The 21,032-nt window shown below is 46.4% G+C and carries 18 protein-coding genes and 1 tRNA gene; 16 read left to right on the forward strand and 3 right to left on the reverse strand.

The window, feature by feature from the left end; all coding sequences use genetic code 11:
- The first annotated feature begins 40 nt into the window (after window positions 1–40).
- The 9 genes from mfd (at window position 41) to SFC66_RS16955 (ending at window position 9,346) form a co-directional block, all read left to right on the forward strand.
- A complete protein-coding gene (mfd, locus tag SFC66_RS16915) occupies window positions 41–3,571 on the forward strand; it encodes a transcription-repair coupling factor (protein ID WP_411219883.1) in 3,531 nt (1,176 codons plus the stop codon).
- A 154-nt stretch (window positions 3,572–3,725) separates the two neighbouring features.
- Complete coding sequence (gene spoVT / locus SFC66_RS16920) at window positions 3,726–4,262, forward strand: stage V sporulation protein T (RefSeq protein ID WP_411219884.1); 537 nt, start codon at window positions 3,726–3,728, stop codon at window positions 4,260–4,262.
- A 120-nt stretch (window positions 4,263–4,382) separates the two neighbouring features.
- A complete protein-coding gene (locus SFC66_RS16925; RefSeq protein ID WP_411219885.1) occupies window positions 4,383–5,960 on the forward strand; it encodes a putative polysaccharide biosynthesis protein in 1,578 nt (525 codons plus the stop codon).
- On the forward strand, window positions 5,957–7,270 hold the full coding sequence (yabN, locus tag SFC66_RS16930; protein WP_411219886.1) for a bifunctional methyltransferase/pyrophosphohydrolase YabN: 1,314 nt from the start codon (window positions 5,957–5,959) through the stop codon (window positions 7,268–7,270). The genes SFC66_RS16925 and yabN overlap by 4 nt, the downstream gene beginning before the upstream one ends.
- A gap of 1 nt (window position 7,271) precedes the next feature.
- On the forward strand, window positions 7,272–7,529 hold the full coding sequence (locus SFC66_RS16935; RefSeq protein WP_411219887.1) for an RNA-binding S4 domain-containing protein: 258 nt from the start codon (window positions 7,272–7,274) through the stop codon (window positions 7,527–7,529).
- Between the two features lie 60 nt (window positions 7,530–7,589).
- Window positions 7,590–7,874 carry a sporulation protein YabP gene (gene yabP, locus SFC66_RS16940; RefSeq protein WP_411219888.1) on the forward strand — a complete coding sequence of 95 codons (285 nt, stop codon included), beginning with the start codon at window positions 7,590–7,592 and terminating at the stop codon, window positions 7,872–7,874.
- Entirely contained in the window at window positions 7,871–8,470 is a 600-nt protein-coding gene (gene yabQ, locus SFC66_RS16945) for a spore cortex biosynthesis protein YabQ (protein WP_411219889.1), read from the forward strand. The genes yabP and yabQ overlap by 4 nt, the downstream gene beginning before the upstream one ends.
- 7 nt (window positions 8,471–8,477) lie before the next feature.
- Window positions 8,478–8,858 (forward strand): FtsB family cell division protein, encoded by a 381-nt coding sequence (locus SFC66_RS16950; protein WP_411219890.1) that lies wholly within the window; start codon window positions 8,478–8,480, stop codon window positions 8,856–8,858.
- A gap of 74 nt (window positions 8,859–8,932) precedes the next feature.
- Window positions 8,933–9,346 carry a S1 domain-containing RNA-binding protein gene (locus tag SFC66_RS16955; RefSeq protein ID WP_411219891.1) on the forward strand — a complete coding sequence of 138 codons (414 nt, stop codon included), beginning with the start codon at window positions 8,933–8,935 and terminating at the stop codon, window positions 9,344–9,346.
- Window positions 9,347–9,491: 145 nt separating this feature from the next.
- Here SFC66_RS16955 and SFC66_RS16960 read toward each other — a convergent pair.
- A tRNA-Met gene (locus SFC66_RS16960) sits at window positions 9,492–9,565 on the reverse strand.
- 138 nt (window positions 9,566–9,703) lie between these two features.
- On the opposite strand from SFC66_RS16960, the gene SFC66_RS16965 reads away from it, so the two are divergent.
- Window positions 9,704–10,273, forward strand: a complete 570-nt coding sequence (locus SFC66_RS16965; RefSeq protein ID WP_411219892.1) for a histidine phosphatase family protein — start codon at window positions 9,704–9,706, stop codon at window positions 10,271–10,273.
- A 36-nt stretch (window positions 10,274–10,309) separates the two neighbouring features.
- Here the strand turns inward: SFC66_RS16965 and SFC66_RS16970 are convergent, their stop codons facing one another.
- Together SFC66_RS16970 and SFC66_RS16975 are read right to left on the reverse strand one after the other, a co-directional pair.
- Entirely contained in the window at window positions 10,310–11,812 is a 1,503-nt protein-coding gene (locus SFC66_RS16970) for a DHA2 family efflux MFS transporter permease subunit (RefSeq protein WP_411219893.1), read from the reverse strand.
- Window positions 11,809–12,255 carry a MarR family winged helix-turn-helix transcriptional regulator gene (locus SFC66_RS16975; protein WP_411219894.1) on the reverse strand — a complete coding sequence of 149 codons (447 nt, stop codon included), beginning with the start codon at window positions 12,253–12,255 and terminating at the stop codon, window positions 11,809–11,811. The genes SFC66_RS16970 and SFC66_RS16975 overlap by 4 nt, the downstream gene beginning before the upstream one ends.
- 391 nt (window positions 12,256–12,646) lie before the next feature.
- On the opposite strand from SFC66_RS16975, the gene spoIIE reads away from it, so the two are divergent.
- The 6 genes from spoIIE (at window position 12,647) to ftsH (ending at window position 20,996) form a co-directional block, all read left to right on the forward strand.
- The gene (spoIIE, locus tag SFC66_RS16980) at window positions 12,647–15,106 is read left to right on the forward strand and encodes a stage II sporulation protein E (RefSeq protein ID WP_411219895.1); all 2,460 of its coding nucleotides are present in this window, start codon (window positions 12,647–12,649) and stop codon (window positions 15,104–15,106) included.
- A gap of 64 nt (window positions 15,107–15,170) precedes the next feature.
- Entirely contained in the window at window positions 15,171–15,911 is a 741-nt protein-coding gene (locus SFC66_RS16985) for a hypothetical protein (RefSeq protein WP_411219896.1), read from the forward strand.
- The gene (locus tag SFC66_RS16990) at window positions 15,892–16,806 is read left to right on the forward strand and encodes a protein kinase domain-containing protein (protein WP_411219897.1); all 915 of its coding nucleotides are present in this window, start codon (window positions 15,892–15,894) and stop codon (window positions 16,804–16,806) included. The genes SFC66_RS16985 and SFC66_RS16990 overlap by 20 nt, the downstream gene beginning before the upstream one ends.
- A 62-nt stretch (window positions 16,807–16,868) precedes the next feature.
- Window positions 16,869–18,287, forward strand: coding sequence for a tRNA lysidine(34) synthetase TilS (tilS, locus tag SFC66_RS16995; protein ID WP_411219898.1), 1,419 nt, complete (start codon window positions 16,869–16,871; stop codon window positions 18,285–18,287).
- Window positions 18,280–18,831, forward strand: a complete 552-nt coding sequence (gene hpt, locus SFC66_RS17000) for a hypoxanthine phosphoribosyltransferase (protein ID WP_411219899.1) — start codon at window positions 18,280–18,282, stop codon at window positions 18,829–18,831. Before tilS ends, hpt begins: the two co-directional genes overlap by 8 nt.
- 116 nt (window positions 18,832–18,947) lie before the next feature.
- Complete coding sequence (ftsH, locus tag SFC66_RS17005) at window positions 18,948–20,996, forward strand: ATP-dependent zinc metalloprotease FtsH (protein ID WP_411219900.1); 2,049 nt, start codon at window positions 18,948–18,950, stop codon at window positions 20,994–20,996.
- Window positions 20,997–21,032: the final 36 nt, after the last annotated feature.

Raw genomic sequence — 21,032 nt, forward strand, 5'->3', positions numbered from 1 at the left:
CATTTTTTGCTTATGACATGTACTAGCAGAGGGAGGCACTATGCAAGAGATCAAGCAATTCGTCTCGACCCAGGATGATATTCAATCTGTCATCAATGGGATAAAATCCGGGATGAACGAACAGCTTTTGACCGGGTTGTCTGGTTCGGCAAGGGGAGTCCTGGCAACGGTCCTGCAAGATGCGATACGTCGGAAGGTCATACTGGTGACGCATCAGCTGACACAGGCACAGACACTTTATGAAGACTTGCTGGAGCTGAGTACGCAATCGAATGTGTACTTGTATCCAGTGAATGAATTATTGGCTTCCGAGATAGCCATCTCAAGCCCTGAGCTTCGCAGTCAGCGTTTGGATGCACTGCGGAATTGGATGCAAAGCGAGAACGGCATCCTGGTAGCTCCAGCTGCAGCACTAAAAAGAATACTGCCGCAACCAGCTAAATGGGAAAGCTATCAGCTGGCTTTTCGTGTTGGGGAAGAAATTGAATTGGAGCACTATTTAGGTGCATTGGTCAATATGGGTTACGAACGCTCCGATATGGTTGCAGCTCCGGGAGAATACAGCTTGCGCGGAGGTATCTTGGATATCTATCCGCTGACCGAAGCGAATCCGATAAGAATTGAATTATTCGATACAGAGGTAGACTCCATCCGCTACTTTGATTCTGATACACAGCGTTCTTTGGAAAAGAGGGATGCTGTGGAAGTTGGCCCTGCTACGGAATTACTCATCGATAGTGAAGATATTGCCAGAGCGGCAGATCGGCTGGAGAAGGCTTTAGGGGAAACGATAAGCAAGCTGCAGGCAGATGAACATAAACAGCAAGTGCTCGAGGCTGTCAGCGAGGATCTGGAGAGATTGCGCCAGCAGGAGCGCTTTCAAGCTATGGCCAAATATGCAGGCTATTTCTATGAAGAGCCAGCTAGTCTGTTAGATTATCTTGGTGAAGATGGGTATATCATCCTTGATGAAATGAGCCGGATTCAGGAAACTGCCAACCGTCTCGATGAAGAGGAAGCAGAATGGCATCAGAGTCTTCTGGAAGCGCATCAGACTGTCAGACAGCTGAAATTATCATTTGACTGGCATGAAGTTCTGCAGCAGATGAAGCAGCCGCGTCTTTATTTGAGTGTATTCCTGCGCCATATACCGAATACACAGCCGCAAAATATCGTAAATGTCACCTGCAGGGCAATGCAGCAATTCCACGGACAGATGCATCTTTTGAAAAATGAGCTGGAGCGGTGGGAAAAGAGCAATTATTCTACTATCTTAATGGCACCTACCCAGCAGCGTGCAGAGAAGATTCAAGCTGTTCTGGCTGATTACGATATGGAAGCAATCATTTCGGAGCGTGTTTCTCTGCCGGTGAGCACGCCGACTATTTTGATAGGTAATATCAGCAGCGGTTTCGAGCTGCCTTTTCATAAGTTGGCAGTGCTGACAGAGAACGAACTGTTCAAAAAGCGTTCAGCACGGCCAAAGCGTAAGCAAAAGATATCCAATGCCGAGCGGATCAAGAGCTATCAGGAGCTTGCTGTAGGTGATTATGTTGTCCATGCCAACCATGGGATCGGACGCTACGTCGGCATCGAAACCTTGCAGGTCCAGAATCTGCACAAGGATTTCATGCTGATCCGTTATTCTGGTGACGATAAATTATTCGTGCCGATCGATCAAATCGACCTTGTCCAGAAATACGTAGGATCAGAAGGAAAAGAACCGAAGCTTTATAAGCTTGGCGGAACAGAGTGGAAGAAGGTCAAAAGCCGGGTACAGTCGTCTGTGGAGGATATTGCGGATGAGCTGATCAAGCTTTATGCCGAACGGGAAGCTTCCAAAGGATATGCCTTTTCCGAAGATACCGAAATGCAGCGGGAATTCGAAGCGGCGTTTCCTTATCAAGAAACAGATGACCAGCTGCGCACCATCGAAGAAATCAAGAAGGACATGGAGCGGGAGCGACCGATGGATAGGCTGCTTTGCGGTGACGTTGGTTACGGGAAAACGGAAGTGGCTATCCGGGCAGCGTTCAAAGCAATTGCCGACGGTAAGCAGGTAGCAATCTTGGTACCAACGACCATTTTGGCGCAGCAGCATTACGAGACGATCCTGGAACGTTTCCAAGATCATGCGATCAATGTCGGACTGATGAGTCGGTTCCGCACACGCAAGCAGCAAAACGAAGTGATGACAGGGCTGAAGAGTGGTGTCATCGATGTGGTAGTCGGAACCCACCGTCTTTTATCCAAAGATATCGTATACAAGGATCTTGGTTTATTAGTGGTGGATGAAGAACAGCGCTTCGGAGTAAAACACAAAGAGAAGCTGAAACAGCTGAAGACGAATGTGGACGTTTTGACATTGACTGCAACACCTATCCCGCGTACATTGCATATGTCCATGCTTGGCGTGCGGGATCTCTCCGTGATCGAGACACCACCTGAAAACAGATTCCCGATCCAGACGTATGTCATGGAATACAATCCAGTTTTCATACGCGAAGCGATCGAACGGGAAATGGCGCGTGATGGCCAGGTGTTCTTCCTTTATAACAAAGTAGAGAATATCGAGCGCAAAGCACAGGAAATCGCTGCGCTTGTGGATGATGCCAGAGTGGCATTTGCACACGGACAAATGAATGAATCCGAATTGGAAAGTGTCATGCTCGCCTTCTTGGAAGGAGAATATGATGTCCTTGTCAGCACGACGATCATCGAGACCGGCGTGGACATCCCGAATGTGAATACCCTGATAGTTGATAGTGCGGACAAAATGGGTCTCAGTCAGCTGTATCAGCTGCGAGGTCGAGTAGGACGTTCCAATCGGGTAGCTTATGCGTACTTCACTTATCAGCAAGATAAAGTACTGACAGAAGTAGCGGAAAAACGTTTGCAGGCTATCAAAGAATTTACGGAGCTTGGATCTGGCTTCAAGATTGCGATGCGAGACTTGTCCATCCGCGGTGCGGGTAATCTGCTTGGTTCCCAGCAGCACGGCTTCATCGATTCAGTAGGATTCGATATGTATTCGCAGATGCTCACAGAAGCTGTGGAAGCTCGTAAGCAAGGCAAGCCAGCCGAGGAAATCAAACCATTCGAAGTGGAACTTGATCTGGAAATCAATGCTTATATACCCGAGTCTTATATTAAAGATGAGAAACAGAAAATCGATATGTATAAACGTTTCCAGAGCTGCACTTCCCAAGAGGAAATCCATGATTTGCGCGAAGAGCTGATTGATCGATTCGGTGACTATCCAGAGGAAGTGGGCAACCTCTTCCATGTGACGACACTGAAGATGTATGCAAAGCGGGAAAAAATCGAATCCATCAGTGAGAAAAAGAAAAAGCAGCGTATGGAAATTTTGGTCGATCCCGATATGAGTCAGCATGTGGACGGCAGCAAGCTGTTTGATTTTGCCAACCAATATGGACGTATGGTGCAGCTTGGTACCGAAGATAAGAAACTGAAGATCGTCTTCAATTGGGACCGTAAATCGTACGAGCGCCGGTATGAAATTGCCGAAGAATTCATCCAGGCTATCCGCGAATTGAAACGAGCCAGCTGATTCTTTAGCTTCCATTCTAAAAAGTCGGCAGGAAATGTATAGTAATGCCGATGTGTATCATACTAACAGCACAACTGGTGAATTCTTCTTTTGTTCATAATAAGTAGAAAATACCCCAGAGCAGCTTATGATACAGAAAGAGAGGCAATGGAAGATGAAGGCTACAGGAATCGTACGTAGAATCGATGACTTGGGACGAGTTGTCATCCCAAAGGAAATACGCCGGACACTGCGCATTCGAGAGGGGGATCCGCTGGAGATCTTTGTTGATCGTGATGGTGAGGTCATTTTGAAGAAATACTCTCCGATCAGCGAGTTGGGTGATTTTGCAAGAGAATATGCAGAAGCATTATTCACCTCGATCGATCATGGTGTCCTGATTTGTGACCGTGATGAATATATTGCAGTTGCAGGTGAATCAAAGAAAGAATATATGAATAAAGGTATCGGTTCTGTCGTCGAAAAAGCAATGCAAGACAGAACGACCGCCACGTTCAATCAAGCCGGCAATGTGGAACTAGTGGATGATAAAGAAGAAGAAGTGCAAGCATACGTGGTCAGTCCGATCATCGCCAGCGGCGACCCGATAGGATGCGTCATCATCGTCAGCCGTAATGATGGCGAACTTAGCAAAGTGGAAGAAAAAGCAGCTGAAACGGCTGCTAACTTCCTTGCAAGACAGATGGAATAGAAAAAAGAAATCCCGCAACGGAACATGTTGCGGGATTTCTTTCGGTATCAAACGAAAAGCAGGATATGGTAATTTTCTCGTGGTATAATCCCAATAGGAAAAGGTTGGAGGAGTCATTGGATGGGATTAGGAATGAAGCGGCTGTTTCACGGTGCTTTTGTACTGGCAGTCGCTGGTTTGATCACGAAGATCTTAAGTGCGGGCTATCGTGTCCCGTTTCAGAATATAGTGGGCGATAAAGGATTTTATATCTATCAGCAGGTATATCCTTTCCTCGGAATTGCTGCTAGCTTGGCGTTATACGGTATACCTGCAGCGGTGTCCAGGCTGGTTGCTGAACATTATCGACGTACAGCGCCTTCCTTGCGTTCCTTCTATTTGCCGATAGGGAGCTTTTTGGTTGGCATGGCCGTAATCACTTGTATCCTGCTATACTCGGCCGCCCCGCAAATAGCTGACTTGATGGGGGATGCTGCTTTGATGCAGCCGCTGCAAGCAGCGTCTTTCATCTTCTTGGCTGTGCCATTCACTTCGATATTGCGGGGTGTTTATCAAGGAAAGCAGAATATGACACCAACAGCTGTTTCGCAAGTAGTCGAGCAGCTAGTACGTGTAGGGTTGATCTTGGCTGTCACATTCCTGCTTGTTCGTTCAGGAAGTGACTTGTACGAAATTGGAGCGAAAGCTGCATTGGCATCTTTAGTAGGAGCAAGTTTTGGTATCATCGTACTTTGCCTTTATATAAGGAGAGAACCGATTATCTCACCGATGGCACAACGTCTACCATGGGGCTATATCATAAAGACGATTCTAGTATACGGCCTTTTTATTTGTCTAAACTATATGCTATTGCTGTTATTGCAGTTTGCCGATGCCTTTACGCTTGTTTCAGGTTTGCTCGATCATGGATTGAATTTGGAGGAAGCGCGTGAATGGAAGGGGATATATGATCGGGGACAGCCGCTCGTTCAATTAGGTATTGTCGTCGGTTCCTCCCTGGCATTGGCATTTGTGCCTTCCGTTACCAAAGATCAGCTGCTGCATGAGAAAAAGGCTGTCATTTCCTTGCTGCATGGCGGTTGGAAGCTCAGCTTCTTGTTATCAGCGGCAGCAACGGCTGGGTTGATCATGTTGTTTCCGCTAGTCAATGAACTGTTGTTCAAGGATGATGTTGGTACATATTCATTGCAGGTCTTCACGCTGACGATTTTTGTTTGTTCCCTTACATTGACGACAGCTTCGATGCTGGAGACAATCGGAAAATGGAAGCAGACAGCTGCTATTATAGCATTCGGTTTTCTGCTTAAGTGGTTTTTGAATGAATGGCTCGTACCGGTTTATGGAATCATGGGCGCATCGGTAGCGACTGTCGTCACTGTGGCATGCATATTGTTTTGCAATATATATTTACTTAAACGGCATGTACCGGATATCAAATTGTTCCAACTTCCATGGAAAAGTCTATTTGTCGGATTGTTGTCCATGCTTGTCGCAGTCGGGCTTTTATATGTGGCTGCCGTCGAATTGTTTCACGTGAAAACACGAATTTTGTTATTAGGGTATGTATTGTTTGCTGTAGTGGTTGGTGCGTCCTTGTATGGAGTGACCTTGATCAAGACTGGCGCGTTCAGTCGGACAGAGCTGGAATCACTGCCATTCAGCAAGCATTTGCTGCGCTTTGAAAGGAGAAAAAAATGAAACATACGATTGAAGTTGTCGGCCTTGGTGGCGGTGATATAAATCAATTGTCACTAGGTATTTATAAGAAATTAAAAGAACATGGGGAGCCTATCTTTGTAAGGACGAAGGATCATCCTGTTGTCAAAACACTTGAGGAAGAAGGGGTGGAGTTCCACTCCTATGACGAAATTTACGAAAATCATCCAGATTTTCAATCTGTCTATGAAGAGATAGCCAATAGTTTGTTCCGACAGGCGGAGGAAGGCTCACTGATCTATGCAGTGCCAGGTCATCCGATGCTGGCTGAAATGACAGTGCAGCTTCTGTTGGCACAGCAAGAAGTAAACGTGAAGATTATCGGAGGGCAGAGCTTTCTGGATGATTTATTCTCTGCACTGCGTATCGATCCGATTGATGGTTTCCAGTTTGTTGATGCAACGTCATTTAAGCGGAATGAGCTGGAATACAGACAACATCTCATCTTCTGCCAGGTATATGACCAAATGGTAGCCTCGGAAGTGAAACTGGAATTATTGGAAGATTTACCGCCAGAGTATCCGATTACGATTGTGGATGCTGTCGGCAGCTCGGATGAAAGTATCAAGACAGTGGCGCTGGAAGACTTGGACAGAAGTGTGGAATTCAGTAATTTGATGAGTGTCTATGTACCTCCGGCAGTCTCTTTGGAGATGAATCATAAATTTTACCGACTACGTGAAATAATTCAGACCCTGCGAGCTCCGGGAGGCTGTCCTTGGGATCAAGAGCAAACGCATGAATCATTGAGACGCTACTTGATTGAAGAGGCGTACGAACTGATTGATGCTATCAATAATGAAGACGATGAAAACCTAATCGAGGAACTTGGTGATGTTTTGCTTCAAGTGATGCTGCACAGTCAAATCGGTGAAGATGATGGTTACTTCTCTATTGATGATGTCATTCGAAGTGTGTCTGAGAAAATGATCCGCCGTCATCCGCATGTTTTCGGAGAAGCGGTTCTGGAAACAGAAAAAGAGCGGAGCGAAAGCTGGGACGCGATCAAGCAGGAAGAAAAGGCGGGGCAGGACAAGCAGAACGAGAATACATCCTTGCAGCCGGAACTGATGAAAGCAGCGGAGCTTGGCAAGAAAAAGGCCTCTCCTTCCAATCTGGCCCAAGTGCTTTCCGAGTACAGCAGAAGGGCAACAGAGGCAGAGTTGGAGGAAGGTGTTGTTGGAGAGCTTCTATTTGCTATTGCTTCTTATGCGGGCTATTATAAAATAAATCCAGAAATTGCTTTACATAAGGCAATAATGGGTAAAAGTACGGATAAGGGAAGTGAATGATATGCGTTTGGATAAATTCCTGAAAGTCTCCAGATTGATCAAACGGCGGACATTGGCAAAAGAAGTTGCCGATCAAGGCCGTATAACGATCAATGGTGTGCAAGCAAAGGCTTCTACGACTGTAGCGGTTGGAGATGAGATGGCGATCCGATTTGGACAGAAGCTGCTTACGATTGAAGTGCAGCAGTTGAAAGAAGCTGTCAAAAAGGAAGATGCTGCCACATTATATACAGTCAAAAAGGAAGAGCCTGTACAATAAAACCGTTCTAACCTTGTCCCTTCCTTCATAAGTTGTTAGGGATAAAGGGAGGCGGTATCGATGGATCAACCCCGGAAAGTACAAGCGGACCATGATATAAAAATGTTCAGCCGAAAATCACTTGAGATCAGCGGTGTAAAGGAAGTGGATAGCTTCGATAGCGAAGAATTCCTGCTTCAGACCGAGATGGGTTACATGATCATCCGCGGGAATAACCTGCATATGAAGAATCTTGATCTGCAGGAGGGGAAGGTATCGATCAAAGGCAAAATCCAGGAGCTATCCTATTTGGATGAGCATCATGGGGAGAAGGCTAAAGGACTCTTTAGCAAGCTCTTCAAATGACACTGACTGTCCAGTTCCTTACTATTGTGTCGATGATCGCAGGCGGAGTCTATCTTGGTGCAGCCATGGATACATTCCGCCGCTTTGAACGGCACTGGAAAAAGCAGATTGTCATGCGTTATATCATGGAATGCGGTTTTTGGCTGATGCAGACGTTATTGTTATTTTTCCTGCTGTTCCAAGTGAACCAGGGGGAAATGCGCTTTTATATTCTTTTGGCATTGCTATGTGGGTTTGCAGGATATCGTGCCTTATTCCAGACCAGCTATCAGCGGATACTCGAATTGCTCATCCGCATCATCCGGCAAACCCTTTTCATCCTCAGGAGGATTTTGCAGGTGCTCATCGTGACACCGATCAGACTGTTGGTACAAGGTGTGCTTCTGCTGGCAGGGGGAGCTGCTGCGCTTCTATGGAAACTGATACTGCTTGTTCTATCCATCCTATTCTACCCAATCCGTCTTGTGGGGCGGATCGTGTGGAAGCTGACACCTGGGAAGTACCGAAAAATATACTCCAAATTAGCAGGTATATATAGTAAAATGAAGAATATAGCAAAGAAGATGTCCCATTCACTGCGCAGGACGAGGAGGTAAAACTGGCGTGGCAAGAAAAAAACGGAATGTAACAAAGATGGAGTCCAGCTACACAAGACAATATGACGCACATGCAGAGCGGCAGCGAAAAAAACAAAAAAGACTCTTTCGGCGTTTGATCTTGTTCGCCGCTTTTGCAGTTGTCCTGCTTGGTCTGATGATAGGATATCATGTTCATCAGCGCGGCGTTTATGCAGCTAAGCAGACGGAATACAAAGAAAAGCAGGAAGAGCTGGCTAGCTTGCAAAAAAAAGAAGAGGATCTAAAAGAGGAGATCGAACTATTGAACGATAAGAGTTACGTACTGGAAATAGCCAGGACGAACTACTTCTATTCAAAAGACGGTGAGACCATATTTAAAATCACCGAAGAGGAACCCTCTTATTGACACCCTTTTCAATGCTTTTATATAATATATAAGTAGTATATTTCTTTCAAACTTTAAGGAGGAGCATTTTTTTTATGTCAATTGAAGTAGGCAGCAAGTATCAGGGTAAGGTAACGGGAATCACTAATTTCGGAGCATTCGTGGAATTGCCAGGCGGTTCTACTGGTTTAGTGCATATTAGTGAAGTTGCCGATAATTACGTGAAAGACATTAATGAACATTTGTCTGTTGGTGATATGATCACAGTCAAAGTCATTAATGAAAAGGACGGAAAGATTGGACTTTCAATCAAGAAAGCGAAAGATAATCCGCCGCCAGCACGTCGCAACAACAACAACAGAGGTTCCGGACATGGTGGTCATCGTGATCGTCCCGAGAATTTCGAAGCAAAAATGAATCGCTTCCTGAAGGATTCAGAGGACCGTCTTGCGTCCCTTAAGAAACACACAGAATCAAAACGTGGTGGCAGAGGCGCTAAAAAAGGTTAAACTTGCTGTCTATATATTGGGATTTGATAAAATGCAAATCTTGAGATATAAAATAAGAAAGCGGATGCTGAAACAAGCATCCGTTTTTTTTGTATGCAGAACACAAAAAAACAAGGAATGCAATTTGCATTCCTTGTTTTAGGGATAGCGGCGGAGGGGATCGAACCCCCGACCTCACGGGTATGAACCGTACGCTCTAGCCAGCTGAGCTACACCGCCATATGAATTTAATCTTTCAAAGCACAAATAATATAATACAACAGCATTTGACTAATGTCAACAATAAATTTATCAATACCGTACCGACAAGAAAATACGGTATAGTAAGCATATCGAGCATGGGGGAGGGAATTCAGTATGATTTGTCTTGTAAGACATGGAGAAACAGACTGGAACAAGCTAGGCAAAGTGCAAGGAAGTACGGATATCCCATTGAATGAAAGAGGGATCAAACAAGCACAGGCAACGCGCGACTACCTGGCAGGAAGTGATTTCGATATGATGATCGCCAGTCCGATGAAGCGGGCCAGAAAGACGGCTGATATCATCAATGAGGCCTTACAGCTTCCGCTTGTGGAAATGGAAGGTTTCGTTGAAAGAGGCTTTGGCGAGGCGGAAGGCCTTACGAGGGAAGAACGTGAGGCAAAGTACCCGAGCTTTGATTTTCCGGGAATGGAGTCATGGGAAGATCTTGTTAAACGGGTCATGGGAGCTTTGACGGAAGTAAATGCGAAGTATGGGGACAAGAAAGTCTTACTTGTGGCACATGGAGCAGTCATTTCTGCGATTTTATCGACTGTCTCCCCAGGTGAATACGATCTTGAAAATACACGTCTTGTGAATGCTTGTTTGAGTAATATCCAGTTCATCGAAGATAAATGGAAAGTACATGATTATAATCTTTCCGATCATTTAGCAAACATATAAAAAAACCTGCATCCAACACGGATGCAGGTTTTTCGATTAATGAGTTTCGGAAGGTTTTCCGACTGGTGTTGTTGTAGCAGATGATTGTTCCTGTTCGATTTCATCAGCAGGGCGAACCTTTCTTAAGAAGAAGGAAAGGATGAAACCTACTGCTGCAATGATTGTTGCAACAAAGAATGCATCGTTGATACCTTCGATGGAACCAAGCAATGTTGCTTGCTGCTGTGGTGTACCAGATGTGATCATATCTGTGATGTGATCTTTTGAATGTGTCGAATACACAGTAACTAGCAGTGCAGTACCAATGGCACCTGCCATTTGGCGAAGTGTGTTTGCCATTGCTGTACCGTGTGCATAATAGCGTTTTGGCAGCTGATTCAGACCAGCTGTCATGATTGGCATCATAACCATGGATACACCGACCATACGGAAAGTATAAACAGTCATCATGTATGTGTAAGTTGTATCGATGGACAACGTACTTAGGAAGTAAGTTGTGATCGCCGTGATCAAAAGTCCGATCAATGCAAGCGGGCGAGCACCGATTTTATCGAATAGTTTACCTGTGATAGGTGACATGATCGCTGATACAAGTGCACCAGGCAATAGCAGCAAACCTGATTTAAGCGGTGAATAACCAAGCATGTTCTGTGTGAATATCGGGATCAATAGCATTGCTGCAAACATTGCCATTGTGATGACTACGTTGATTGTAGTCGATAGGGAGAACATCCAATATTTGAATACACGGAACTCAAGCATCGGTTTCTTGATTGTCAGCTGACGAATGATGAAGACCAGCAATGCAATTCCGCCCACGACAAGTGTAGAAACTACCGGTGCGGAACTCCAGCCTTTGTCTCCAGCCACACTGAAACCATAAAGCAATCCGCCAAATCCTACAGTGGAAAGCAGCACAGAAAATACATCAACTGAGGATTTCTGTGTTTTTGTCACATTGCGTAAAACAAAGAATGCCAAGATTACATCGATGATAGCGATTGGAAGGATGATGAAGAATAACCATCTCCAAGTTGTATGCTCGACAACGAATCCGGAAAGTGTAGGTCCGATTGCCGGAGCGAACATCATCGCAAGTCCGATGACGCCCATTGCGCTACCGCGTTTTTCGATTGGGTACAAGCTCAATACAGTGTTGAATAATAATGGCATCATGATACCGGCACCGGCTGCTTGTACAATACGGCCGATCAGGATAGTTGTGAATTCAGGTCCTACGCCACAAATGAGTGTTCCGATTGCGAACAAGCTCATTGCGGTAATAAACAAGCTGCGGGTTGTGAATCTTTCCATAAAGAAGGCAGTGATCGGAATCAGGATACCGTTGACTAGCATGAATGCTGTTGTCAGCCATTGAGCGGTGTTTTCCTGGATATCCAAATCCACCATCATTTTAGGAAGCGCGATATTCATCAGCGTTTGGTTCAGGATGGCTACAAATGCGCCTAGAACCAAAATCGCTACGATCGGGCCTCTTTTTAACTTCTGCGGATCTACATAAGCAGAACGATCTTTCATGTTGTTTCATCTCCTTGAGTAGTGATCTTATCTAGCAAACGGGCATGAAGTGATAATAATGTCTCGACTTCCTCCGTGCTTAAATCTGAAATGTTCCCCAATCTTTGCAAATAGGTTCGGTAAGCTGTCTTCTTCTGCTCCAGTCCCTTTGGAGTCAGTGACAGAACGATTGCGCGGCGGTCGTGTGTCGAGCGCTCCCGTTTCACCAATTCAGCTTGTACAAGCCTTTCCACCGTTTCGCTTACTGTACTCTTGCTTGCGTTGACCTTGTGGGCAAGATCATTCAAGCCAGTTCCAGGCTCGTCCGCCAATACTTTCAGGATGTGCAGCTGTACGACAGTCACACCCAATTGATCAGCATTATGCCAAAATTGCTTGTGAAAAGCTTGATTCAGACATCGAAACGATTGGATTACTTGGCTGATCTTTTCCTCATCAGTCAAAGCAGTCATCCCCTCAACAAAAAAATAGTTCGCATGCGAACTGTTTCAGTAGGAACTATTTTACTCCTATTAAATAAAAATGCAATAACGAAGTTTCATGGAAAACGCTTCCCATGAAAAATAAAAGTTTTCTGACAAGAGATACGCTACCAGAGCCTATTACGACAAGAGATTTTGGCGCAAAAAAGCTTATGCTGTCCAAGATGTGTTGAAGCCGGTGAGAAGGTATGGGATTAAGTCGAAATGTTTTAAGGTATCGCTCGGTTCTTTTGACAAATTGTGAAGACAGGATGTGGTTAAATGACTTTATTCAAATAAGAGTTTGTCCCGGGGATTGCCATAGTATGTACACAGAGCCTCGGCAAATATGAGGATAGGAGTGTTCGATGAAATGGAAACAGTATCAAGGAAGAAATGGGGCATTTACGGAGTGGAGCCAAAGCGGCTGGAGAATTGGAAGAAGAAGGGGTTCGATCTTGCGAAACTTCTATTGATAGAAAAAGCATGGCTTTTGGCTTTGGTAGGTTTCCTGCTTGGACGGGCTGTTGTCCTCACGACTGTTTCCCCATTTGCTGCAGCGTTCCTGGCGTCGATCTGGCTGACCAGGCGGAAAAGGATGCTGCAGATTACGCTTGCAACAGTGGCAGGGGCTTCCACTTACCATTGGTCCCATGGCTTGTATATAGCAGGTTCAGCGTTCGTCCTTTATTTCCTGGCCATGATTTGTAAAAAGATACCGCATCAAATCCGGGTCATGGCAGTGCTCGTCTTTCTGGCAAGCGCATTGCCGAGGATGCTGGCTATCTCTTATGAACATACACTATCCAGCTTCGACTGGATGATGATAGGTGTGGAAGGGATCCTTGGTTCTGTACTCTTTATCATCTTTATGCAGAGCATTCCGCTATTATCCATAAAAAGATACTACCCGGCATTGAAAAATGAAGAAATTGTCTGTCTGATCATATTGCTCGCGTCGGTCCTGACCGGTACGATCGGCTGGCAGGTTCAAGGAGCCGGGGTCGAACAGATATTTTCCCGCTATTTTGTCCTGCTGCTTGCTCTGATCGGCGGGGCGGCGATGGGGGCGACGGTCGGGGTGGTCGCCGGCTTGATCCTCAGCCTGGCCAATGTTGCCAGTCTCTATGAAATGAGTCTCTTAGCATTTGCGGGTTTGTTGGGAGGTTTATTGAAGGACGGGAAGAAATTCGGGGTAAGCATCGGCTTGATCATAGGCACATTGCTGATCGGTGTATATGGGCAGGAGCAAGGCCTGCAGGAGGTATATCCATCCTTGCTTGCTTCGGCTGTCAGTATCCTGCTGCTCGTCTTGACGCCGGACAGCTGGATTCGGCGCATGTCCCGTTTTGTTCCCGGTACTGCAGAACATAGTCAGGAGCAGGAGCAATATTTGCAAAAAGTACGGGATGTCACGGCTAATCGTGTGCAGCAGTTTTCCAATGTATTCGATGCATTGGCGAAAAGCTTCGCGACACCAGACAGGACGGCGGAGGATGAACGAAGTCGGGAGACGGATTTCCTGCTTGGCAATGTGACCGAGCAGACATGTCAGCTGTGCTTCAAAAAAGACCGATGCTGGGGAGCGCAGCAGTTTGACCGTACGTATCAATTAATGGAAAGTCTCAAGGATGATATGGAGGATGGTGGGCCGCCGAATAAGCTGCTGGAGCGGAATCTGGAGTCCCATTGCGTCAAATCGAAGAAAGTGATCGAAACGATGAAGCATGAGCTGAGTTTCCATCAAGCAAATCAGATGCTGCGGCGGCAAGTGCAGGAAAGCCGCCGCTTTGTTGCCGATCAGCTGAACGGTGTATCGGAGGTGATGGGCGATTTTGCAAAAGAAATCGTCAAAGAAAAAGAGAACCATGAACATCAAGAGGTCGAGATGATGGCTGCACTGCGGGCGGCTGGCTTAGTCGTGGATAAACTGGATGTCTTCTCTCTTGCAAAAGGAAGCATCGATATCGAGATGCATGTATCCATACAGGGCTATCATGGTGAAGGGCAAAAGCTGATAGGTCCAATTTTATCCGACATTCTGGGGGAGACTGTCGTCGTAACGAAGGAAGAAATTGCGCCATTTCCGGAAAAATCATGTTTCCTGGCGTTTGCTTCCATTAAGAAGTTCGTTGTGGATACAGGGGTGGCGCATGCGGCAAAAGGTGGGGGGTTCGTATCTGGGGATAGTTTTTCCACGATCGAACTAGGGGCGGGCAAGTACGCAATCGCAATCAGTGATGGTATGGGAAATGGAGACAGAGCACATGAGGAAAGCACCGAGACACTGCGTCTGCTTCAGCAGATCCTGCAATCCGGGATCAGGGAAGAAGTGGCGATAAAATCAATCAATTCCATCCTCGCGCTCCGCTCCAATGAAGAGATATTCGCGACATTGGATCTGGCAGTCATCGACTTGCATGACGCAGCTGTCCAATTCCTTAAAATCGGATCGACGCCAAGTTTCATCAAACGTGGTGAGCAGGTCCTTAAAATAGAGTCAGGCAACTTACCGATCGGTATCGTCCAGGAATTGGAGGTGGATGTCGTCCAAGAACAGCTGCAGCCTGGCGATTTGCTCGTCATGATGAGCGATGGCATCTTTGAGGCACCGCGTCATGTGGAAAATACCGATCTCTGGTTAAAACGTAAAATCAGGGAAATGAAGACGACAGTCCCGCAGGAAATGGCTGATTTACTTCTCGAGGAGGTCGTTCGCCACAGTGAGGGGGAGATAGAAGATGATATGACCGTCATGGTGGCGGCAATCGACCGGAATATGCCGGAGTGGGCTTCCATTCCTACTTATAAAAACAAGGTAAAGGAGGCGTAGGAAACGTATATTATCTTCTTTTCCCGTCGATGATGGAGATAACGAATGGAGAAGAGGGATAACGATGAAACCGAGTACGCTCAAACAAATCCTGCTGATAACAGATGGATGCTCCAACCGCGGGGAAGACCCGGCCGCGGTCGCTGCTTTAGCTTATGCGCAACATATCACGGTCAATGTAATCGGTATTCTGGAAGAAGGGCATACGGAACACTCCCTCAGTCTGGAGGAAGTGGAGAATATCGCAAAAGCGGGCGGCGGTGTAAGCCAGCTGATTTTTAAGCAAGCTCTGACAGAGACAGTCCAAATGGTCACGAAACAAGCGATGACCCAAACGATCGAAGGGGTAGTCAATAAAGAGCTGAAACAGATACTGGGTCCTGGAAATACATTGGACGACTTGCCGCCGGATAAAAGAGGGGATGTTTTGGAGGTTGTCGAAGAGATAAGTGAGACAGCCAACTTGGAAGTGCTCATCCTTGTCGATACAAGTGCCAGCATGCACCATAAGCTGCCAGTGGTGAAAGAGGCCTTGATCGACCTATCGATAAGCATGAACGCACGACTTGGCAATAATAAGTTCACCATCTTCGGTTTCCCAGGAAAAAGAGAGGCGGCTGTCAAAGTGATGGAGTGGACGGATCGACTGGAAAACGTATCTTCTGTCTTTCCGAAGCTTGCTACAGGTGGCGTGACTCCGACCGGGCCTGCGCTTAGGGAAGCGATACATGAATTCAGCCGCCAGTCGCTTGTGAAGCGTCCGGAAAATGACAGGATGACGGAATATGAAGAATTCGGCAGCTGATATACGGACGGGTATCCGGTTATCGGGCAAGTGGCATCAAGGAAGTTACCCGCTTATCCGAAAACTTGGGAGCGGGGCGATCGGATCGGTTTATCTTACAGAGATGAAGGGCGCCTATGCCGCTTTGAAAATCAGTGATAAACGCACCTCGATGACAATGGAAGTGAAAGTGCTGCAATCACTGAAAAAGGTCCAGGGACATCTCCTCGGGCCTTGTTTGTTTGATACGGATGATTATGTCAGCCCAAGCGGGAAGCTGTATACCTTTTATGTGATGGAATATATCGAGGGGAGCAGACTTGATTCATACATTAAAGTAAAAGGAATGGAATGGCTTCCGATCTTGCTGCTGGGATTGCTGGAAGATTTGGATCAGCTTCATCGGGCGGGATGGGTTTTTGGTGATTTGAAACTCGATAATCTGGTTGTCTCCGAGAATCCAGTCAGGCTCCGGTGGGTGGATGTCGGCGGCACGACACAGCAGGGAAGGGCAATCAAGGAATACACCGAATTCTATGATCGCGGACATTGGGGTATGGGCAGCAGGAAAGCAGAACCTTCATATGATTTGTTTGCACTTGCGATGACATCTTTGGAGATTGTCAACGGCAGGAGATTTTCAAAAGGCGAGGCACCGAAAGTCACCCTGAATAAGGCGATCAAGCTTGCTGGAAAGCTGCGTCCTACCCTGGAGAAAGCATTGGAAGGAAAATATACGGACAGTGCCGGGATGAAAAAAGATCTCATGAGACTTTTGATGAAAACTAAATCCCCGTCTCAAGCAGTGACACCTTCCAGGATGACAAAAAACAGCCGAAACAAGACAGGATTAGGTGAGCCAATTGCACTAAGCATCTATGCCATCGTTTGCTATGCGTTTTATCTGCTGCAATAAGCTTTTTGTCCACCCATATAAGTGGTACGATAAATGCAGCAACTACATAAGGATGAAGGTAAATGGAACAGACTGTGACAGCATTTATGGATAGACACGGATTATGGAAGGAAAATAGCACTATCCTAGCAGGGATATCCGGAGGACCTGATTCGATGGCTTTACTTCACTTCCTCCACAAATATCGGCAGCAGCGGGGATGGCGCATCATTGCCTTGAGCGTCGATCACGGGCTGCGCGGTGAGGAATCCCGTCTGGATGCAGAGTTCGTAGAATCATATTGCGAAAAATGGAGTATTGAGTCAGAAGTTGTAACATTGGATGTTTTGGGCTGGAAAGAAGCACACCATCAGAGTACCCAGGTCGCTGCCAGGGAAATGCGCTACCGTTACTTTGAAGAGCGAATGAATCATTACAAAGCCGATGCTCTGTTTCTGGCACATCACGGAGATGATCAAGCTGAAACCATTCTGATGCGGCTTGCGCGGGGATCCAATCCTGCTGCTGTCAGCGGGATGGATATCAGGCGACCCTTTGCCGGCGGAGAAATCGTGCGGCCGATGCTTTCATGCAGCAAAGCACAAATTCAACAATATTGTGAACAGCATGACATACCCTATCGCATCGATCCGTCCAATGACTCGGAGGATTATACTCGCAATCTCTTCCGGCACCGCATCCTGGCTCCGATCAAAAAGGAATATCCGAGCTTCCATCAGCATGCCCAACGCTTTAGCGAAGCGCTTAAAGCAGATGAAGCATACATGATGGGACAGGCTGTGGAAATGTTTGAAGAAGTAGTGGAATATGATGCCGATAAACAGACGGCAGCCTTTGAAACAGAACGTTTTCTTACATACCCGATTGCTTTACAAAGAAGAGTGTATCATCTAATATTGATGTATCTGTATCAAGCGCTTCCGGTGGACTTGCATCATCGGCACGAAGCGCAATTTTTTGAACTGATAGCTAGCTCTAAAGCAAACAGCTCTCTAGATTTTCCGGCAGGATTACAACTGACAAAGTCCTATGGCCGTTTTGTGGTTTCTTTCCGCAGCGGTACAAAAGACTTATTCCACTATACATTACACGCTCCCGGATGCGTCACGTTACCTGATGGATCTCTGTTAAAGGCTACTTTTACCCCTCATCCCACGGAAAACGATTCCCGTGTCTTCGTATTGCCACTTGAAGATGTCGCGCTGCCTTTACGGGTACGCACAAGGAAAAATGGTGACAAAATGAGACTGCGCGGAATGAGAGGGACAAAAAAAGTAAAAGATATTTTCATTGATGAAAAAATTCCAGCTGATAAAAGGCAGGATTGGCCGATTGTGGAGGATGCGACTGGCACTATTTTATGGCTTATCGGTTTAAGAAAAGGGGAAACAGGCAGAACAACAGGAGAATCAGGCAGTTATTTACGTCTGTGCTACCAAGCGAAAAATGGGGAACATACAGGAGGACCGAGCAATGCATGATGAGATTGAGAAGATATTGATTACGAAGGAAGAGATCGAAGCGAAATGCGCTGAGATCGGCAGGCAGCTTACAGAGGAGTATAAAGATTCCTTCCCGCTCGCTATCGGTGTATTGAAAGGCGCCCTTCCATTCATGTCCGATGTGCTTCGTCATATCGATACACATCTTGAGATGGACTTCATGGACGTATCCAGCTATGCTGGCGGCATGACATCCACTGGCGAAGTGAAAATCGTCAAAGATCTGGACACAAAAGTGGAAGGCAGAGATCTTTTGATCATCGAGGATATCATCGACAGCGGACTTACGCTGAGCTATCTGGTTGATTTGTTCAAATACCGGAAAGCGAAATCGATTAAGATTGTCACACTGCTTGATAAGCCTTCAGGTCGTACGGCTAAGATCCAAGCGGACTTGGTCGGTTTCCGTGTGCCAAATGAATTCGTAGTAGGTTATGGTCTGGATTATCAGGAGAAGTACCGCAATTTGCCGTATATCGGTGTTTTGAAACCGGAAGTATATGGCGGCGCCCAGTCCGAATAATCGGTCTTGGCATGGAATAGCTTCCTTTTACATAAGGTAAAGGGTATTTAGTTGTATAGCAGGTTTTGCATATGGTAGTATTTACTATAGTTTTCTCGTTTGGGAGGAGGTAGGCAATGAGCAAAGTGTTCCGTAATACCTTAATGGTTATAATAATTTTTGTAGTCATTATCGGTGTGATCAACTTATTCAAGAATCAGACGAATGAAATCGAAGAGTACGACATTAACAAATTCAGGACCACTCTTGAGAGTGGTGATATACAAAGCATGACTGTCCAGCCTACTAATAATATCTTTACGATACGAGGCGAGACGCAGGATAACACGCAGTTCCAGGCTGAGATACCTCAGAATGAACAGCTGATGAATGATATCATCGCTACTGCACAAGATCAAAATGTTAAAGTGAACACCGACGAAGAGCCGCAGCCAAGCTTCTGGCAGACACTTCTGACATCACTCTTCCCTATCTTGCTGCTTGTATTGCTGTTCTTGTTCTTCATGAGCCAAGCACAAGGCGGAGGCAGCCGTGTGATGAACTTTGGTAAGAGCAAGGCGAAAATGTACAGTGAAGAGAAGAAGAAAGTGAAGTTCCGTGATGTAGCCGGAGCAGATGAAGAGAAACAGGAACTTGTCGAGGTCGTTGACTTCCTGAAAGATCCTCGTAAATTCTCTGCTGTGGGAGCACGCATTCCGAAGGGTGTCCTTCTTGTGGGACCTCCGGGAACAGGTAAAACATTGCTTGCCCGTGCGGTTGCAGGGGAAGCTGGCGTACCATTCTTCTCTATCAGTGGTTCGGATTTCGTGGAGATGTTTGTAGGGGTCGGTGCATCCCGTGTACGTGATTTGTTCGAAAATGCAAAGAAAAATGCACCTTGTATCATCTTCATCGATGAGATCGATGCTGTAGGTCGTCAGCGTGGAGCCGGATTAGGCGGCGGACACGATGAGCGTGAGCAGACATTGAACCAATTGCTTGTCGAAATGGATGGTTTTGGCGCCAATGAAGGTATCATCATCATCGCGGCGACAAACCGTGCAGACATTCTTGACCCAGCCCTTCTTCGTCCAGGTCGTTTCGACCGTCAGATCACAGTCGACCGTCCTGATTTAGGCGGACGTGAGGCAGTCTTGAAAGTGCATGCCCGCAACAAACCGCTTGATGAGTCCGTCAATCTGCGTACCATCGCGATGCGGACACCAGGATTCTCCGGAGCCGATCTTGAGAACCTATTGAACGAAGCAGCACTTGTCGCTGCGCGAAGTGACCGTAAGCAGATCATCATGGACGACGTTGATGAAGCAATTGACCGTGTCATTGCTGGTCCAGCGAAGAAAAGCCGTGTCATTTCCAAGAAAGAACGCAATATCGTCGCCTATCATGAAAGTGGACATACCGTAATCGGCATGGTGCTCGATGATGCCGATATGGTCCATAAAGTAACAATCGTTCCTCGCGGCCAAGCCGGCGGTTACGCTGTCATGCTTCCTAGGGAAGACCGCTACTTCATGACCAAGCCGGAATTGCTTGATAAGATCACCGGTCTACTTGGAGGGCGAGTAGCAGAGGAAGTCATCTTTGGCGAAGTTAGTACCGGCGCTCATAATGACTTCCAGCGTGCAACAGGCATTGCCCGTAAGATGGTTACCGAATACGGCATGAGTGATAAGATTGGTCCGTTGCAGTTCACTAGCAGCGGTGGCAATGTATTCCTTGGCCGTGATATCCAGAATGAACAAACATACAGCGATGCAATCGCTTATGAAATCGATCAAGAAGTACAAAACTTCATCAATCAATGTTATGCACGTGCAAAGCAGATTCTCACTGAAAACAAAGAGAAGCTTGAGCTGATCGCGCAGACGTTGCTTGAGATCGAAACATTGGATGCTTTCCAGATTCAAACATTGTTTGATAAAGGACGTCTTCCGAGCGAGGAAGAGATTGCAGCTGAACGCAGCAAATCTGAAAAAAGAACCAGCCTGGTTAAGGATGAAGACGACGAAGTGACTGTCACTATCCAGCCGCAGGAGGAAAAGGAAGTAACACCAGCCGATGACAGAGCCATCGACGAGGATACTGCCGCTCCACGGGAACAATCAGGAATTCCAGAAGATGAACCCCGTCAAGACGGCGGTTCAGATGATCGTCCAAGATCATAATGAAAAAGGTCTCCTTTCGGGAGGCCTTTTTTCTAT

This window comes from Terribacillus saccharophilus (genome assembly GCF_046592895.1).
GTDB lineage: Bacteria > Bacillota > Bacilli > Bacillales > Amphibacillaceae > Terribacillus > Terribacillus saccharophilus_D.